The following is a 15,375-nucleotide window of genomic DNA, read 5'->3' as shown; positions in this document are numbered from 1 at the left end:
CCTCTGCCTCTTCCCCATCCTTCCACTTTGAAGTCGAAGATACTGGACGGGGAATAGCACCAGAAGAAATGAATAACCTGTTTCAGCCTTTTGTTCAGACAACAAGCGGTATCCAAACCAAGGAGGGAACTGGACTAGGGCTGACTATCAGTCGGCAATTTGTACGGTTACTGGGGGGCGATATTCACTTGACGAGTAGCGTTGGGCAAGGATCTACTTTTAGTTTTGACATCCAAGTGAATTTAGCCGCAGCTTTAAAAGCTTCGCCAAAGTTGAGTAAAGGACGTGTACTCAAGCTGGCAGCAGACCAACCATCTTACCGTGTTCTGGTAGTGGATGACCGCAAAGAAAATCGCGATTTAATTGTGCAACTTCTTGGTAGTATTGGCTTTGAAATTAAGGCTGCGAATAATGGACAAGAAGCGATCGCTATTTGGCAAACCTGGCAACCTCACCTAATTTGGATGGATATGCGGATGCCTGTAATGAACGGTTACGATGCAACTAAAGAGATTAGAGCCAGGGAAAGAAATACAAATGCAAATCACCGCACCGTAATTATTGCCTTAACTGCCAGTGCTTTTGAAGAGCAACAGGCAAGTATCTTAGCCGCAGGTTGCGACGACTTGGTTCGTAAGCCATTCCGAGAGCAGGTGATTTTTGAAAAGATAGCTGAATATTTGCAGGTGCGTTATGTTTACGCAGAAGAAAGCCGTGAAGATGGAACAGACAGCAACCTAGAAAATATTCAATTTTCCATTTTGGATCTTCGCTCTGCAATTACCATTATGCCTACTCAATGGGTAACAGAACTTAATCAGGCAGCCGTTGAAGTCGATGCTGAAAGGATTTTCCAATTAATTGAGCAAATTCCGCAAACTCATTCTGCTTTGGCAGAAAAATTGTCAAATTTAGTCCGCAGCTTCTGCTTCGATGAAATTATTGGTCTAACGGAGGAGAATTCGTAATTAATCAAATTAGATTTAATTAGCGATCGCAATTTTAACTTTAGAAGTTTTTTGGCAAATCAAAAATAGAAAAGGGAAAAAGTAAGCGTTTAATTTGTATTGTTGCAGTCCATACAAATTAAACGCTTAGAGTTGATTAATTTGTGGCTAAAGCTGGTTCTGCCAAAAAATCTTTCAGATTTTCTTGCTGAGTGGCAAATTTCAAATACTGAGATGCCATTTCTGGTGTTAATAGTTCTATCATTAATCTATTTTCCACCCAGAACTCAATCACATCAAAGAAAGAATCGCGGTTACAGCGCACTACACGCCAACCTTCACGGATACCGATTTGTTCAATTTCTTTCTGACTACTGGGTACAGAAATAGCTGCATGAATATCTGTATACATAGAGGTAATTGCAGTATGCACAAATACGCATTCTTCATCATTTTCACCAGGTTCAATTTGAGAGCCTAAAGGATAAAGTTCAATGGCTGTACCGTATTCATCAAAAGGTATAACCATATAGCTTCCTGGGTTAGGAGGAAAAAGAACAGCTTGCGCTTTTAAGATTTCTGCCAGAACTTGAGCAACATGGCTAGGGTTTCTAACAGCAATTGAAATATGGTGAATCATGGAATAACCTCAGTTTGATATTTTGTAGATTAGAAAACAATCGAGGAGAACTAGAGGAGGCAGGGGATAGAAAAAATGCTTAACTTAAGAGTATTGGGTTCTGTGCAACTTGAATGCTCATTAGCTTACTGAGGTCGCCCGTAATGAGCTTTGCCCTTGCCATCAGGTGTCGCAAGTACCAGAACTTGCTGCCCGTAGTCATTCGTCTCAATCGACCACTCGTAAGTCTCCGGCTTTGCTGTATTGCGGCTGGAGTAAGTGCGCCCACTATTGCAGATTTGCCCTTTGGATGTGCTGTCACTGGGTTGGAAAGTAAAGCGTTGACCCTCAATCTTAACTTTGCCTTTTTCCTCTATGAAGAGGTTAGAAGCACAGTTGTAGGTGTTAATCTGAAGCAGCCTATTTCGCTTGTAATTACCGTTAGATGCGAGTTGAAATTGATCGCTAGAACCGTTCGGGGCTGCTGACTGCCCTGTGTAGCTGTCTTGGTATTGGATGGACGAGATTCGACCGTACCGCCACTCGCCTTGGAGTTCGGTAGGCACTCCAGTGTCGTTTTTACCCGCCTGACTCGCGCTTGGGTAAAAAATAAGGCTAGCAGTGAGGCTCAAACTCAGGGCACTAGAAGCGAAAAGGCGGATAGCTTTTGGCATGGAATAGAGTTGGTTGTTTGTTAGTGAGTACATTTGGCTTTTGTAGAAATAGATTTATTTATCAACTAAAATGATTTAGAACGCGAAGTTTACGTGTTTCTATATAGCCGTTAACAGTAGAGCGCATAGCTAGCTGTGCGCTGCATCCAAACGAAATGTTCACGCAATAAATTGCAATCCATATTTGTTCAAAACAGGCTGCACTTTTTCCATGTTTAACGATGAACTATCTGCTAATTGACCCATTTCTTCATAAAAGTTTTTCGCGCCTTGAAGCGAAATTAAAACCAGAAATTTAGCAGAAGCAGAACGAATCTTGAAGGCGTGTGGTGCATTGTGAGGAATGTTAACCAAAAAGCCTGCTGATGCCAAAATTGTTTCTGTACCAACTTGGATGTCTAATTCACCTTCTAGAATATAAAATGCTTCTTCCCAAGGGTGAGTGTGCAGTGGTGGCCCATTTTATTGCGTATCTGTAACTTCATAAATTGTCCAGGCTTTATTTGTGTCTTCTCCGGTTGCTTTTGTTGTAAATTGTCCACCAATAATCGAGAATTGCTTACCTTCTTTTGGTGCTAAAATAATTTGTTTACGTATGGTTAAAGTTTACATACAAGTTACTCTTTGTTGTGTAGTTTAGTAAGTGTCAGCTACCAATTTGATTTGATGTTTTTAAGATTAAAAATTAATCGGGGAGAACTAGGGGAGATAAATGGGTAATTGATATTTTTTTTGTAACTGATTATTAAGATATGGAACTAAGGTTAAAATCTCTAAGAAGAATTAGTAGCCTATTCTGGCTAAGGTCGATATTGCCATGCCTAAAGAGCCACTCAACTTGCGAAAAGCAGACATACTGGTGATTGATGACACACCAGAAAACCTGAACCTCCTATCTGCCATGCTGACGGAACAGGGATACAAAGTTCGCAGCGTAACTAAAGGTTCTACGGGGTTACGGGGCAGAAGGTGAAAAGGTGAAGTGCAACGCTGCTGACCTGCTGATTATGGCAACAGAAACAATGCAGGCAATGGCAAATAAATTGCAAGTTAAACTGATTGTCCACCCTCTAGCAATTGAACTTTGGGTAGATCCCGATCGCCTACTGCAAACTCTGACCAACTTAATAAGTAACGCTATTAAGTTTTCTGAACCAGGTGATACTGTGTGGGTAAGTGCCACACTCGCAGAACACAAGGGTGTTGAGTTGGGAGAAAATGACCATGCTTCAACACAAAGCACTCTATTACCCGGTTTCCTGCTGATTAGTATTCGAGATGAAGGGCGAGGAATTCCTAAAGATAAATTACAAATAATCTTCGAGCGCTTTCAGCAGGTAGATGCATCCGGCTCCCGCAACAAAAAAGGAACAGGTTTAGGACTGGCTATTTGCTGAAATATTGTCCAGCAACATAACGGTAAAATCTGGGTTGAGAGCATTTTAGGTAAAGGTAACACGTTTTATGTACTGTTACCTTTGGCAGCTTTCTAATAAATGGCTTCTAACTGCTTAATTCTCCCCTGCTTTTCCCCGATTTAGCTTTAGAATATTTCAAGAGCGATCAAGCAAATCAGCATATACATCGTGGAAGAATGTCACTATGAACAGAAATATCTTGATTGTTGATGATGAAGAAGATGTGCGAGCGATCGCCAAGTTGGGATTAGAAATGGGTGCTGGTTGGAATGTTTTGACAGCTAGTTCTGGTCAAGAAGCCTTAAACGTAGCTGTTAACCATAAACTAGATGTCATCTTACTAGATATGATGATGCCTGATATGGATGGGCGTGCAACTTTGCAACAACTGAAAGCTAACCCCGCCACTAAAAAAATTCCAGTAATTTTATTAACAGCCAAGTTTCAGCAATCGGATCGAGAGAGATTTACTGATTTGGATGTTGCTGCTATTTTTGCCAAGCCTTTCCGTCCATTGAAACTGGCAGAGCAAATCAGTGAAGTACTGGGCAGTTAGCCTGACTTTGATGAATTCTTGAATTAGTGTTTACTTGAGAACAATTTCGATTTCACGGCAACAACTAAGGCAAAAGCTTGAAGTTTATGAATTTAACTTTTGCATTACCACTAACAAAGATATTCACAGCCCATTCTTAACGAACTACTTGAACTTCATTAGACATATACTTAAAACAAAGTATATGTATGGAAAAATGCAGAAATGTTGAATATTGATACAAAACTTTACATTGTTAGTTACACTAAGTCTCAAAAGCTTAAATTAGTCAGCAAAACATCATCTCCTCAAACCAATGAACATAGCTGATTTTCTGACACATACAGGATTGAAGATAGCGGAATTTATCTAATAGTGTATGTCCCCATTGTTTGGAAATAGATAAAAGCTGTAAAATCAGATAAGCTATCAAACTCACGTAAATTTGTATGGTAATACCATTGACGTTTTTGGTAATTAATTTGTCAAGTTTTAAGTGCATCTTTAAAAACTTCCACAAGAGTTCAACTCCCCAACGTAATCGATAAATATCCCTAATTTCATCATCATGAACAGCTGCATCTCCTGATTCTGGTAAATTAGTAACTAATACCAATTTAATGTGAAGCTGCATAGAATAGAGCTTCTAGGATGAAGTTATAAGAACAGATAGAAATTACCTGCTCAAGTGTCAATACCTTTGCCAAATGTTTCAGGATTTGTAATTCTACATCCATTGCCCTACCTACCTTCCAGAGTTTTTTCTTCTAATCCTTTTATTTAGAATACCCGGAAAGTGACAGAAGAGGGTTATATCATGTTCGCATAATCACTTATGATAAAAGTAGGTAGTAAAATGATGAAACATGCCAAAGCGAATTAGCATAGCCACGCATTTAAATATTTCAGAGTTAGAACAGCTTTATCGACAGGCAAAAAATGCGTTAGAAAGTCGTCAATTTCAGGTTTTATGGTTATTAGCGCAAGGGAAAAAAACCGAAGAAGTTGAGGAAGTCACAGGCTATAGCAGAACATGGATATACGCATTGGTGAAAAGGTATAACGAATTAGGCATTTATGGAATAGGCGATCGCCGTAGTCAAAATCAAGGAGCAAAGACGTTAATAGATGACATCCACCAAGCGCAACTCTGGCAAGCTTTACAGTCAAACGCGCCAGATGGGGGATTTTGGAATGGTCGAAAAGTTGCAGATTGGTTGAGTGAAGTCACGGGGACAAAGATTAGTAGATACAGAGGGTGGGAGATATTGCGCCAGATGACTTTGGCGATCATCAGTCCGTTTTCTGGCGAAATCGGCGAGCAAGTGGATGAGGAGCAGGGAAAGTATGATCAGTCCATAAGGGCGGTTTGGTGGCAAAGTATTCAACTAACGTGTTGAGTAAGCTGCTATAGGCAGAATGCATCTCCACAAACTTTCGCCATGCTGATTCTGCATCCTTTAGCACAAAACCCGCCTGTGCTAAACTTGCCCGTGACTGCTCAAATTGTTCGCGATCGACTTCGAGTATGGCGGCTTTGGGAAGTTGAAACAACTGATGCAGATCCAGAATAATACGACAGCCCATTCGGTGCATCAAATACGCTCGACCGCTATGCTCAGTTTGCACGGTAGTAAGCAACAGCGTACAAGCGTCGAGCATTGCACCAAGTGTACTAATCCAGGAATCATCTTCCAGAGTCGAGCGAAAAAACGACAGAATCGGATACGCGCGATGGCTCTCTAAAATTTCCGCTGCCCAAACTTCCCAATCCCCAATGTCACCAGGCAGTTGCTCAAGAATCTTTAACCGAGCATAAGTTTCCAACAACGTCACCCCCGATGGAGGACTGCCAGCCCGCGCCTCGACGAGATTGACAAAAACTTCCCGATGCTGTAAAGAACTGTAGAGTGAGAATAAAAACGCGATCACAAGCGACATCACTGCCAATCCCGATCCTGCTGCCGTCAACATTACCACCCGCGCAATCCCGAAAGCAACAAAATCCCCAAATCCAAGGGTGAACAACGAGGTTCCTGCTACGTAAAGCGCACTACCAAAATCTCGAATCGCAGGTTGGATGGAGTCTTGCAGAGCGTACAGGATCAGTCCGTACCCAAAGATCAATACAATCACCCAAACTGTAAGCAGCAGCATTAATGACAACGGCGCGAATATTCCCAATAAATACTCCTGCCGCTTGCCGGCGTGCAAACTTAGTTTTCGCCACGGCAACCAAAATAATCTGATCAGCAGAGATGAAATCCTAAACGTGCGCGGCGAACGACGAGGAACGATCACCACCTGAAATACATCAAACGATACAATGACAATGATTAAGATACCGATGCTTGCCTCACATATCGCCATCGTTTGATTGCCTGAGTCAGAACTTTTATCTTTGACAAAAATTGTAAACTATGCATAGCCAGATTTTGGAAGATTCTGACTCAAATGGCAGGCTAGAAAAGCTCTAAACTATGTAAAATAAGCACTACAGCTTTCTCTTCGCTATTGAACAGTGAACAGATGAGTAGCTGACAAGGCGCAGCCCACCTTACTTGTGTCGCAGATTCCTGGACTTTATTAGCTAGACTTATGGGTAGGACTGAAAACAATTGTAATGGTAGTAGCTTCGATCCAGCATTGGGATAAAAGAATCCCAACCAAGAATTTTATGATTTACCAATTTCATAACTTAGTGTCTAAATACCTTTATCTATTGTGCCTCACTAGTCTTTTTCAGCGTGCATTGGCACAACCAACACTTTATCTACCCTGTTTCCATCCATACTAACTATTTCAAAGCGTAGTCCCGCCCACTCAAAATGTTCAGCCACCAAGGGAATATGCCCTAGTTGGTTGACGACAAATCCCCCCAAAGTTTGATAGTTGACACCTACCCCTGGTAACAACTTTTTGATGTCTAAAATTTCTTTCAACTCATCAATTGGCAACAGTCCATCTAACAACCAAGACCCATCTTCACGTTGCACTATATCGGGATCAGCTAGTTCTTCACTGGTTGGGATATCACCTACTATCGCTTCTACAATATCAGTGATTGTCACCAGGCCTTGTGTCACGCCATATTCATCTACGATTAAAGCTAGGTGAGTCCCAGATTTCTTAAATAACTCTAAAAGGTTCAAAGCCTTCATGCTTTCCGGCACATATAAAAGTGGCTTTAGTAAAGCTTGCAATTCAATGGCTTGGGTTGGATTTTGGGCTAAAAATTCTTTGGTTTGCACAATACCTAATAAGTTATCAATGCTCTGTTGAGCAACTGGGAAGAATGAATGAATACTTTCAATGACTTGGCTGCGGATTTTTGACAATGGTTCATCAATATCAAGCCAAACCATCTCTGTGCGTGGTGTCATAAATGCACTGACTTGTCTGTTGCCAATGCTAAACACTCGCTCTACTACGTCTTGTTCGGCTTCTCCCAACAGACCCGCTTCATGGCTAGCTGCCACTAAAAGTTTCAATTCTTCAGTCGAATGAAGCAATTCTTCGCTACTTCCTGGTTCCAAGCCTATAAGCTTAAGAACGAAATTTCCTAAACTATTCAAAGCTTGGACAGCAGGGCGAAATATCACTAAGTATAGTTCTAAGAGATTTATAACCGCGAAGGCTGTTCTTTCCGTGCGCTGGAGCGCTAAACTTTTCGGAGCCAATTCTCCTAAGACGATGTGGAGAGACGTAATGATTGTAAAGGCAATCACTACTGATAAGGTATGGGCGCTAGTTTGCGATAAAGATTTTGGCAGCCAATGGAAAGCGGGTTCGACAAGTACAGCAATCGCTGGTTCTCCAAGCCAACCTAAGCCTAAAGAGGATATAGTAACACCAAGTTGGGTCGCTGCTAGATAAGCATCCAAGTTATTTACTGCCCGTTGTAAAGCTTTTGCACGGGGATGAGCTTGGAGAACCAACTGCTCGACACGACTACGGCGAAGCGCAACCAAGGCAAATTCAGCTGCGACAAAGAACCCGTTGGCTAGCACCAAGAAAATCACCGATAGCAATTTGCCCGCAGTAAGCCAAGTCAATGGACTGTTCATGACTATCTATTATAGCCTTTGATCCTAATTATTACCGCGATTATTTTGTCAACGCTAATTCCTACTTATTTGCCGATCAATGGTCGGCAAATATTCTTTGGATATGTGGGTAGACAGATCATAAGTTAGAGCAATGCCGAATAGCCCGCCTTCGGCATTACGCTCCGTCCCGTCCCTGAAAAGTAATCCGTGTTCAGGCAAACTTGACGGTAAAATGTCTCGGATTCCTTGATAACTTACTGTATTCTGGGATATCCTGTGACTTGAAGGATAAAGTGGCACTAACTGCCATTTTATCCTTCACAACATAGGTAGCCAAGATATGGGTTCTTGAACCACTGATCATTGAATGAATGGCTATCGGAAAAGAGGAGGCAGGAGTTTTTCAATTTTGAATTTTGAATTGATTTCTCTCGATTCACTCATTCACCGATCTAACAAAATTGTATCATTCCCACTTAAATTCTATATTCGAGGTAACTTTGAAAACTGAGATTTTTTAAAGTCGATCAATAAAACTATTCTGGGGATATTGCTGCGATTCCAAACTTCATGCTCAACTGTATCATCAAAAACTAAGCACTTGCCTTCTTCCCAAGTTTTTGTTTTCTCCCCCACTCGTATCGCACAGTCATCAGCAACAATTAAACCCAAATGACAACGGAGTACAGTGTTTATATATCCCTCATGAGGAAGAATATGAGTTCCAGGTGCAAGTGAAGAAAAAGTTGCTGTGGTCATTCCAGGAATAGCTTCTATTAATTTTGTTGTTTCTGGACACAAGCGGCAGTTATTTTCTAATTTCTTTCCAAAAGAATACAAAGTAAAAATATCCCAGCCTTTGTTATAAAGAAACTCTTTTTGCCAAGGAATAGAATCATTGTTTTGCAGTCTATCAAACTCTTTTTTAATGAGGAACCAGTTTGATTCTAGACTCTGTGTAAATCTAAAAATACTAGTTTCGTAAAACATTTTTTATTTAATTATGTTATGTTCATTGCCTTGAAGGTGACTGGAAGAGATTTTAAGCTCCGAAAAGGAACTTTTTTTCGCCATTCAACCTGTTCTTGTAATAACTGTATATCAGGTAATTCTTGCACAAGAGCATTAATAGCAATTTCAGCTTCTAGCCGTGTTAATGCTGCACCCAAACAAGAATGAATACCATCAGCAAAAGCTAAGTGATTGTTATTAACTCGTGTAATATCAAAACGATCTGGTTCAGGAAATTGTGCAGGATCTCGATTTGCAGCCCCCAATACAACCAATACTTTATCACCAGACTGAATAGTTACACTATCTAAAAGAACATCTTGATTTGCTACTCGTGTAGTAATCTGAATCGGGCTATCATAACGCAGTATTTCTTCTATAGCACCTTGAATAAGCATAGGTTGTGTCTTGATTTGTTGCATTTGCCCTGGGTGACGCAACAAAGCAAGCATACCGTTACTTATGAGATTGACTGTTGTTTCTTCACCTGTTAGAAAAAGTAACATACAGATGGAAATAATTTCTTCTTCCGTGAGCTTGTTATTCTGCTCTTTAACTGCTATTAAAGCACTCAAAAAATCCTGTTGTAGATTTATTTTACGTTGAGCAATCAAGCCCTTAAAGTAATCTATAAATTCTAAGGCCACTTTATTCATCTGCTCATAGTCTTCCAAAGACTTGAGTGGATCTAAAATCTCAGACAATTTATCTGACCAATAATATAGCTTATACCAATCTTCAACAGGTACTCCCAATATTGTGCAAATCACATTACAAGGTAAAGGACAGGCAAAATCGGCAATTATATCCATGTAGCCTTGATGTCGAATTTTACTAATTAGCTGCTCTGTGATTTGTTGAATTTGGGAATATAAACTTTTAACAGTAGCAGCAGAAAAAGCTTTACTTATTAGTCCTCGCAATCTAGTATGTTCTGGCGGGTCTAGAAATATTAACCATTTACTAATAGCTTGTGCAAGTGTATTGAAATTCCCCAGATAATCGCTTTTGTATTTAACGTGGTTTGGCATTTTATTAACACAAAAGCGAGAGTCCCGTAAAATCGTTTTAGCATCAGCATAGCGAGTAACTACCCACATATTATTGAAGCTCTGGTGTATTGGTTCAACAGAACGAAGTTTATGGTAAATGGGATAGGGATTATCCTGAAAGGATGATTCATAAGGATTAAATTTAAAAAGAATTTCCATTTTTGATATTTGATTATTATCTTTAATTGGTTGCATTTTCTATCCACTATATTTACTAAAAACTGACCAAAAAATTAGTTAATACTAAAATTTAATGTTAGAGCTTTTAAGCCACGGATAGCTATGCTTTTTCGCCACTCTAATTTATCCATAGCTAGCTTTAAATTAGGAAGCTCTTGAATCAGTGTATTAATAGCAATTTGAGTTTCCAGCCGTGCTAACGCAGCTCCCAGACAATAATGAATATTATCGGCAAAAGCAACGTGATGATTCTGCTCTCGGTTAATATTTAACTGATCTGGGTTAGGAAACTGGGCAGGATCTCGATTAGCAGCACCTAAGCACAAAACTATCTTTTCACCTGCTTTGATTTGTTGATTGCCTATTTGTAAATCATCAGTAGCAATCCGGGTAATCATCTGAATTGCACTATCGTAGCGAATGATTTCCTCTACCGCACTTTGAATCTTTGTTGGTTCTCTTTTCAGCTGTTCCATTTGTTCAGGGTGATTGAGCAATGCCAACATTCCGTTACCTATTGTATTACCTGTAGTTTCTTCTCCTGCACCAAATAACAATGTACAAACTGCCAATATTTCCTTTTGAGTTAATTTATCACTTTGCTCTTGAACTGTAATTAGACTACTAATCAAGTCTTGCTGGGGATTTTTTTCTCGTTCATGAATCAAACTACGTAAATAGTCTTGAATCTCTTGCGTAGCCTGATTCATTCTTTGATATTCTTCTAGTGATACCAATGGCTCTAAAATCCGAGACAATACATTTGTCCACTGATGCAGTTGATTTTGAGCTTCTCTTGGTATCCCCAAAAGTTTACTAATAACTTTCACAGAAAGCGGACTGGCAAGATCGGCAATAATGTCTATATTCCCTTGAGGTCTAACTTTATTTAGCAATTCATCTACAATTTCCTGAATGAAAGGACACATCTGCTCAACAACTACGGGAGAAAAAGTTTTAACTAGTAATCCACGTAATCTAGTATGATCTGGCGGGTTCATATAAAATAAAAATTTGCTAGTAGTATAAGCCAGAGTATCCAAATTTTTCTCTTTATTCTTAAGATATTTGCTTCTTTCATTGATTAATTTTGGTCTGTCATCAGTACGAATACACCCACTTCTTAAAACTGCTTTGATATCAGCATAGCGAGTGACGAACCAATCACCGCCAATCAAGTATTTATGTACTGGATCTTCTGAGCGGAGGCGATGATAGGTTGGATAAGGATCAGCATTAAATTCAGGATCAAAAATATTGTATTTTAATTTAATTGACCCTATTTCTTTGCTGTTGTTAGTACTAACCACTTCTTTAGTCACATTAGGAATTTGTTTGATTTTATAGATTTTGCTTTAAACATTATCTGGAGAAGCCAATAATCCTAATAATTGACTTTCTTTTGCTAAATGCTCTGCTAGAATTTTGATATTGGGATATTCCCAAAAAAGAGTAATTGCCAGTTCACAACCTATCCATTGACCTAATTCAGTCGTTATACTGACTGACACTGCTGAATCTAAACCATAGGAAGTAAAAGACTCTTGAATATCTATTTCATTAGGAGGTAATTTTAGGTATAAAGCGAGATGAAAAATTAACCAGTTTTGAATTTCTGCTTCTGTCAAAGCTAGTTTTTCAGAGTGATTAACATGTGAATTCTGTGTTTGTTCCCGAAGCTCTTTTACTTCTGTTTGCAGTTTTAATAAATCTATTTGTGCAAGATTGGCAATCCAATCTCCGACAATATCTAAATTTCCATTCAAGAAACCAATACGACAAGCCTGACGCTGAATTTTATTACTTGGCGTTTTCGGGATAGTTGCAGTTTTCAGCAGGGCGATCGCATAGACTTGCAACTGATATTCTTCAGATACTGCCTGACGTATGGCTTTTATAACTTCCAAAGCATCCAGGTTACGTAAGTAAGTCCGCTTTACCTCTTGAACAATAACTAGCTGTTCAACTCCTGCAACTTCTAGAGAAAATGCTGCTCCACAATGAGGCCGTAGCGCTGGATGGCTGTTTTCAACTGTTAACTCGATATCCTGGGGATAATAATTTTGTCCTCGAATAATTATCATGTCTTTTAGGCGACCTGTGACAAATAGTTCGCCATTGAGCAAAAATCCTAAATCTCCCGTGCGGAGATAAGGCCCCTCTTTTGGATCTTGAAGTTGAGCATGAAAAATCTGCTGCGTTTCGTCGGGTTTGTTCCAGTAGCCAATGGTTACACTCGACCCTTCAACCCAAATTTCTCCGACTTGTCCATCGGGACACCGAGTTAAAGACTCTGTATTGGCGATCGCAATTTTTTGGTTAGGGGTACTGTGACCAACACCAATGATCGCTTTATTATTCTCTGTCTCAGAGGTAGCATCTACAATTAAATTCTGTTTTAAAGGTTGATCTTGTACAAAGTGAATCACTGGTGGAGCTGCTTTTAAACCCCCAGACACAATTAGAGTCGTTTCCGCCATACCGTAGCAGGGGTAAAAAGCACTCCTTCTAAAGCCACACTCTGCAAAGGTGGTGGCAAACTTCTCTATAGTTTCCGCACGTACAGGTTCAGCACCATTAAAAGCTACTTCCCAACGACTTAAATCCAGTTCTTGCCGTTGTTCGGGAGTAATCTTTTCAATACACAGATCATAAGCAAAATTAGGGCCGCCGCTAGTAGTGGCTTGATAGTCGGAAATAGCTTTTAACCAGCGAAAAGGCTTTTGTAGGAATGACTCTGGCGACATCAAAGTGACTGAGCAGCTACCATATACAGGCTGTAACACTCCACCAATTAGCCCCATATCGTGGTAAGGAGGTAGCCAAATTACTCCGCGACTGTTAACTGTATGTTCAAAAGATTTATAAATTAAATAAGAGTTATGTAGTAAATTGCCATGACTTACCATCACTCCTTTTGGTTTCCCTGTTGTACCAGAAGTGTACTGGAGAAGTGCTAGTGAGTCGTAATTAATTTCCGGCAAAAACCAATCATCTGCTAAATTGTTGCTAATCTCATCGGTTGCTATCCATTGCAAAGCTACTAATTCTGCTTCTTGTTCGATGCTTTGTGCCAAGTTGGTAATTAAAGATGTGGTGCTGAGTGCAAAAGTTGCCTGTGCATCAGATGCGATCGCCTTTACCCTTGTCATCCTTTGTTTACCTTGTGGTGGGTACACGGGTACAGCAATGACACCTGCATACAAACATCCAAAAAAAGCAACTATAAATTCTAGTCCAGGGGGGTAAAGAAGTAACGCTCTTGCTCCAAAAGCTTTCTTACTCTGGAGTAACGCTGCTAGTTTACGGGCTTTTTGATCTAATTCTGCATAAGTAAAGCTAACTTTTTCTGCTTCTCCATCTACTAAAAAGGTATATGGCATCTGATTTGGTTGTTTTAGCGCCCTATAGTTTAGTAAGTGAATTAAAGTCGCTTCTTGTACAGAAGATGGAGAAAATAAATTGTTAATCATAGCTATTTATATTTACCTAATAAAGACAGAAATTAGTTGTTAATTTCCTACTAAGTTATTTTCAGTATGTTGTACCCTTGCTAAGATTATTAACGCCGCCAATAAGCAGCACACTATCAAAGAAGGTGGAAGATATAAGAGCAATATTGTTATATCTTCCACATCTTCTACTAGTTACATAAAGTATGTTTGAGTATGTCTTACTATCACCTTATAGCCAGTTCTAGACCAAGACGTTACTGCCAATAACTAAAGAGTTAGCAGAGACATTATTCAAATTCACCAATAAGCTAAACCCTTGGGTAGATGTTATTCCATCTCTATCAATCTGAACTTGAGTATTGACACCACTAGAAACAAAACGCAAGTAGCTATCAGTAATAGGATTGCTACCACCGTAGCCCAGGCTATCAAACAAGTTAGTTAACACTAGCTTGTCTTGGCTGGAATTGAAGTCAGTGATGGTGTCACCACTGGTTCCTTTGTCACTGAAAGCTTGATAGATAAACTGATCAAAACCTGTTCCACCTGTAAGAGTGTCATTGCCAGCGCCGCCAACAAGAATGTCATTACCTGCACCACTAATCAGGGTATCATTGCCTAGATCCCCACGCAGCAAATCATCACCGCTACGTCCATCAATAATGTCGTTCCCACCCTGACCATTGATGACATCGTTAGAGTTGTCAAAAGCCTTAATATTGTTGGAAAAATCATTGAAGAACGTGACTGTGTTGCGTTTAAAAATGCCAGTTTGAGTTGAATCGGCATTAATGACATCAAAGTTGTCGCTTATGCTAGTTTGTCCATCAAATAAAAGATTGCCAGTTGATGTGGAAAGGTTATCCAAGTTTTCCAGAGCAAAGTTTTGTAAGGTAACTTTGGTATCAGTCTCAGCAACTCCTTCAAATGTAACCTCTAGATTGTTGCCAGATTGAGTTAGAAGTAGATTACGGGCTATCAAGCCAGTTCCTTGGAATTTAATAGTATCCACTTCGGCAATAATAGCTGCGGAAGGATTACTACCTCTGCTTACCCCCCCGAAATTAAGAATAGTATGGCTTCCTTCCCTACTGGGTACGATAAACTCTTTTTGACCGCCACTACTAGAAACAGTATCAGATTCATAAGCGCCAATATCCACGGTAGCAAACTTAATGCGGTTAAAGTCAGTACTTCGTTGGTCAAAAGGGATGGATTCAGCAGTGTTGCCATCTCCATCTAAATCAGTTGTATCTGTTGAGAGATTGGCATTATTACCAGCATTGATCGCAATACTAGTGGGAACTAAGGCGTAAGTAACTGTAGTGCCACCATTATTTGGCAAAATGGGGTTAATAACTTGGTTTATGTTGGTAATTCCGGCTTCGGCAAAGGTAATATCGCTACCTGTACCAATTGTTCCTGATGCTCCTGC

General features: G+C 39.9%; 14 protein-coding genes and 2 pseudogenes. 5 read left to right on the top strand and 11 right to left on the bottom strand.

Going from position 1 to position 15,375, the window contains the following annotated elements; all coding sequences use genetic code 11:
- Nucleotides 1–968, top strand: a 968-nt coding sequence (locus ACFE90_RS26570; protein WP_375505423.1) for a response regulator, incomplete at its 5' end; no start/stop codon positions are given.
- A 136-nt stretch (nucleotides 969–1,104) separates the two neighbouring features.
- Here the strand turns inward: ACFE90_RS26570 and ACFE90_RS26565 are convergent.
- The 3 genes from ACFE90_RS26565 to ACFE90_RS26555 form a co-directional block, all read right to left on the bottom strand.
- Nucleotides 1,105–1,587, bottom strand: coding sequence for a hypothetical protein (locus ACFE90_RS26565; RefSeq protein ID WP_375505422.1), 483 nt, complete (start codon nucleotides 1,585–1,587; stop codon nucleotides 1,105–1,107).
- A 125-nt stretch (nucleotides 1,588–1,712) separates the two neighbouring features.
- On the bottom strand, nucleotides 1,713–2,273 hold the full coding sequence (locus ACFE90_RS26560) for a hypothetical protein (RefSeq protein ID WP_375505421.1): 561 nt from the start codon (nucleotides 2,271–2,273) through the stop codon (nucleotides 1,713–1,715).
- Nucleotides 2,274–2,399: 126 nt separating this feature from the next.
- Nucleotides 2,400–2,690 carry a cupin domain-containing protein gene (locus ACFE90_RS26555; protein WP_375505425.1) on the bottom strand — a complete coding sequence of 97 codons (291 nt, stop codon included), beginning with the start codon at nucleotides 2,688–2,690 and terminating at the stop codon, nucleotides 2,400–2,402.
- Between the two features lie 367 nt (nucleotides 2,691–3,057).
- On the opposite strand from ACFE90_RS26555, the gene ACFE90_RS26550 reads away from it, so the two are divergent.
- The 3 genes from ACFE90_RS26550 (at nucleotide 3,058) to ACFE90_RS26540 (ending at nucleotide 4,214) form a co-directional block, all read left to right on the top strand.
- Nucleotides 3,058–3,213: a hypothetical protein gene (locus tag ACFE90_RS26550; RefSeq protein ID WP_375505420.1), complete on the top strand. Its 156-nt coding sequence runs from the start codon at nucleotides 3,058–3,060 to the stop codon at nucleotides 3,211–3,213.
- A 4-nt stretch (nucleotides 3,214–3,217) separates the two neighbouring features.
- Nucleotides 3,218–3,637: a sensor histidine kinase gene (locus ACFE90_RS26545; protein WP_375505419.1), complete on the top strand. Its 420-nt coding sequence runs from the start codon at nucleotides 3,218–3,220 to the stop codon at nucleotides 3,635–3,637.
- Nucleotides 3,638–3,842: 205 nt separating this feature from the next.
- Nucleotides 3,843–4,214 carry a response regulator gene (locus ACFE90_RS26540; protein WP_375505418.1) on the top strand — a complete coding sequence of 124 codons (372 nt, stop codon included), beginning with the start codon at nucleotides 3,843–3,845 and terminating at the stop codon, nucleotides 4,212–4,214.
- Nucleotides 4,215–4,482: 268 nt separating this feature from the next.
- Here the strand turns inward: ACFE90_RS26540 and ACFE90_RS26535 are convergent.
- Nucleotides 4,483–4,803: pseudogene (locus ACFE90_RS26535) on the bottom strand (transposase); the annotation flags it as partial.
- A gap of 256 nt (nucleotides 4,804–5,059) precedes the next feature.
- Between ACFE90_RS26535 and ACFE90_RS26530 the strand changes: the two are divergent.
- Nucleotides 5,060–5,533: pseudogene (locus ACFE90_RS26530) on the top strand (transposase); the annotation flags it as partial.
- On the opposite strand, the gene ACFE90_RS26525 reads toward ACFE90_RS26530, so the two are convergent.
- The 7 genes from ACFE90_RS26525 to ACFE90_RS26495 form a co-directional block, all read right to left on the bottom strand.
- Nucleotides 5,487–6,350, bottom strand: a complete 864-nt coding sequence (locus ACFE90_RS26525; protein ID WP_375505424.1) for an ion channel — start codon at nucleotides 6,348–6,350, stop codon at nucleotides 5,487–5,489. The pseudogene ACFE90_RS26530 and the gene ACFE90_RS26525 overlap by 47 nt on opposite strands.
- Nucleotides 6,351–6,925: 575 nt before the next feature.
- Nucleotides 6,926–8,260 (bottom strand): hemolysin family protein, encoded by a 1,335-nt coding sequence (locus ACFE90_RS26520; protein ID WP_375505417.1) that lies wholly within the window; start codon nucleotides 8,258–8,260, stop codon nucleotides 6,926–6,928.
- A gap of 465 nt (nucleotides 8,261–8,725) precedes the next feature.
- Nucleotides 8,726–9,232: an aspartyl/asparaginyl beta-hydroxylase domain-containing protein gene (locus ACFE90_RS26515; RefSeq protein WP_375505416.1), complete on the bottom strand. Its 507-nt coding sequence runs from the start codon at nucleotides 9,230–9,232 to the stop codon at nucleotides 8,726–8,728.
- An 11-nt stretch (nucleotides 9,233–9,243) separates the two neighbouring features.
- The gene (locus ACFE90_RS26510) at nucleotides 9,244–10,500 is read right to left on the bottom strand and encodes a cytochrome P450 (RefSeq protein ID WP_375505415.1); all 1,257 of its coding nucleotides are present in this window, start codon (nucleotides 10,498–10,500) and stop codon (nucleotides 9,244–9,246) included.
- A gap of 38 nt (nucleotides 10,501–10,538) precedes the next feature.
- On the bottom strand, nucleotides 10,539–11,807 hold the full coding sequence (locus ACFE90_RS26505) for a cytochrome P450 (protein WP_375505414.1): 1,269 nt from the start codon (nucleotides 11,805–11,807) through the stop codon (nucleotides 10,539–10,541).
- Nucleotides 11,808–11,840: 33 nt separating this feature from the next.
- Nucleotides 11,841–13,958: an AMP-binding protein gene (locus tag ACFE90_RS26500; RefSeq protein ID WP_375505413.1), complete on the bottom strand. Its 2,118-nt coding sequence runs from the start codon at nucleotides 13,956–13,958 to the stop codon at nucleotides 11,841–11,843.
- A 223-nt stretch (nucleotides 13,959–14,181) separates the two neighbouring features.
- On the bottom strand, nucleotides 14,182–15,375 hold a 1,194-nt coding region (locus ACFE90_RS26495; protein WP_375505412.1), incomplete at its 5' end, for a choice-of-anchor Q domain-containing protein.

Origin of the sequence: uncultured Nostoc sp. (assembly GCF_964245445.1) — a bacterium.
Lineage (GTDB): Bacteria > Cyanobacteriota > Cyanobacteriia > Cyanobacteriales > Nostocaceae > Nostoc.
Note: the sequence above shows the minus strand (reverse complement) of the source record. Positions and strands in the feature narration are given on the sequence as shown.

Bases quoted from the DNA above. Each gene is read 5' to 3' on its own strand.
- ACFE90_RS26540 (WP_375505418.1), top strand. From the start codon at position 3,843: ATGAACAGAAATATCTTGATTGTTGATGATGAAGAAGATGTGCGAGCG.
- ACFE90_RS26515 (WP_375505416.1), bottom strand. From the start codon at position 9,232: ATGTTTTACGAAACTAGTATTTTTAGATTTACACAGAGTCTAGAATCA.
- ACFE90_RS26520 (WP_375505417.1), bottom strand. From the start codon at position 8,260: ATGAACAGTCCATTGACTTGGCTTACTGCGGGCAAATTGCTATCGGTG.
- ACFE90_RS26525 (WP_375505424.1), bottom strand. From the start codon at position 6,350: ATGCTGCTGCTTACAGTTTGGGTGATTGTATTGATCTTTGGGTACGGA.
- ACFE90_RS26550 (WP_375505420.1), top strand. From the start codon at position 3,058: ATGCCTAAAGAGCCACTCAACTTGCGAAAAGCAGACATACTGGTGATT.
- ACFE90_RS26510 (WP_375505415.1), bottom strand. From the start codon at position 10,500: ATGCAACCAATTAAAGATAATAATCAAATATCAAAAATGGAAATTCTT.
- ACFE90_RS26560 (WP_375505421.1), bottom strand. From the start codon at position 2,273: ATGTACTCACTAACAAACAACCAACTCTATTCCATGCCAAAAGCTATC.
- ACFE90_RS26565 (WP_375505422.1), bottom strand. From the start codon at position 1,587: ATGATTCACCATATTTCAATTGCTGTTAGAAACCCTAGCCATGTTGCT.
- ACFE90_RS26500 (WP_375505413.1), bottom strand. From the start codon at position 13,958: ATGATTAACAATTTATTTTCTCCATCTTCTGTACAAGAAGCGACTTTA.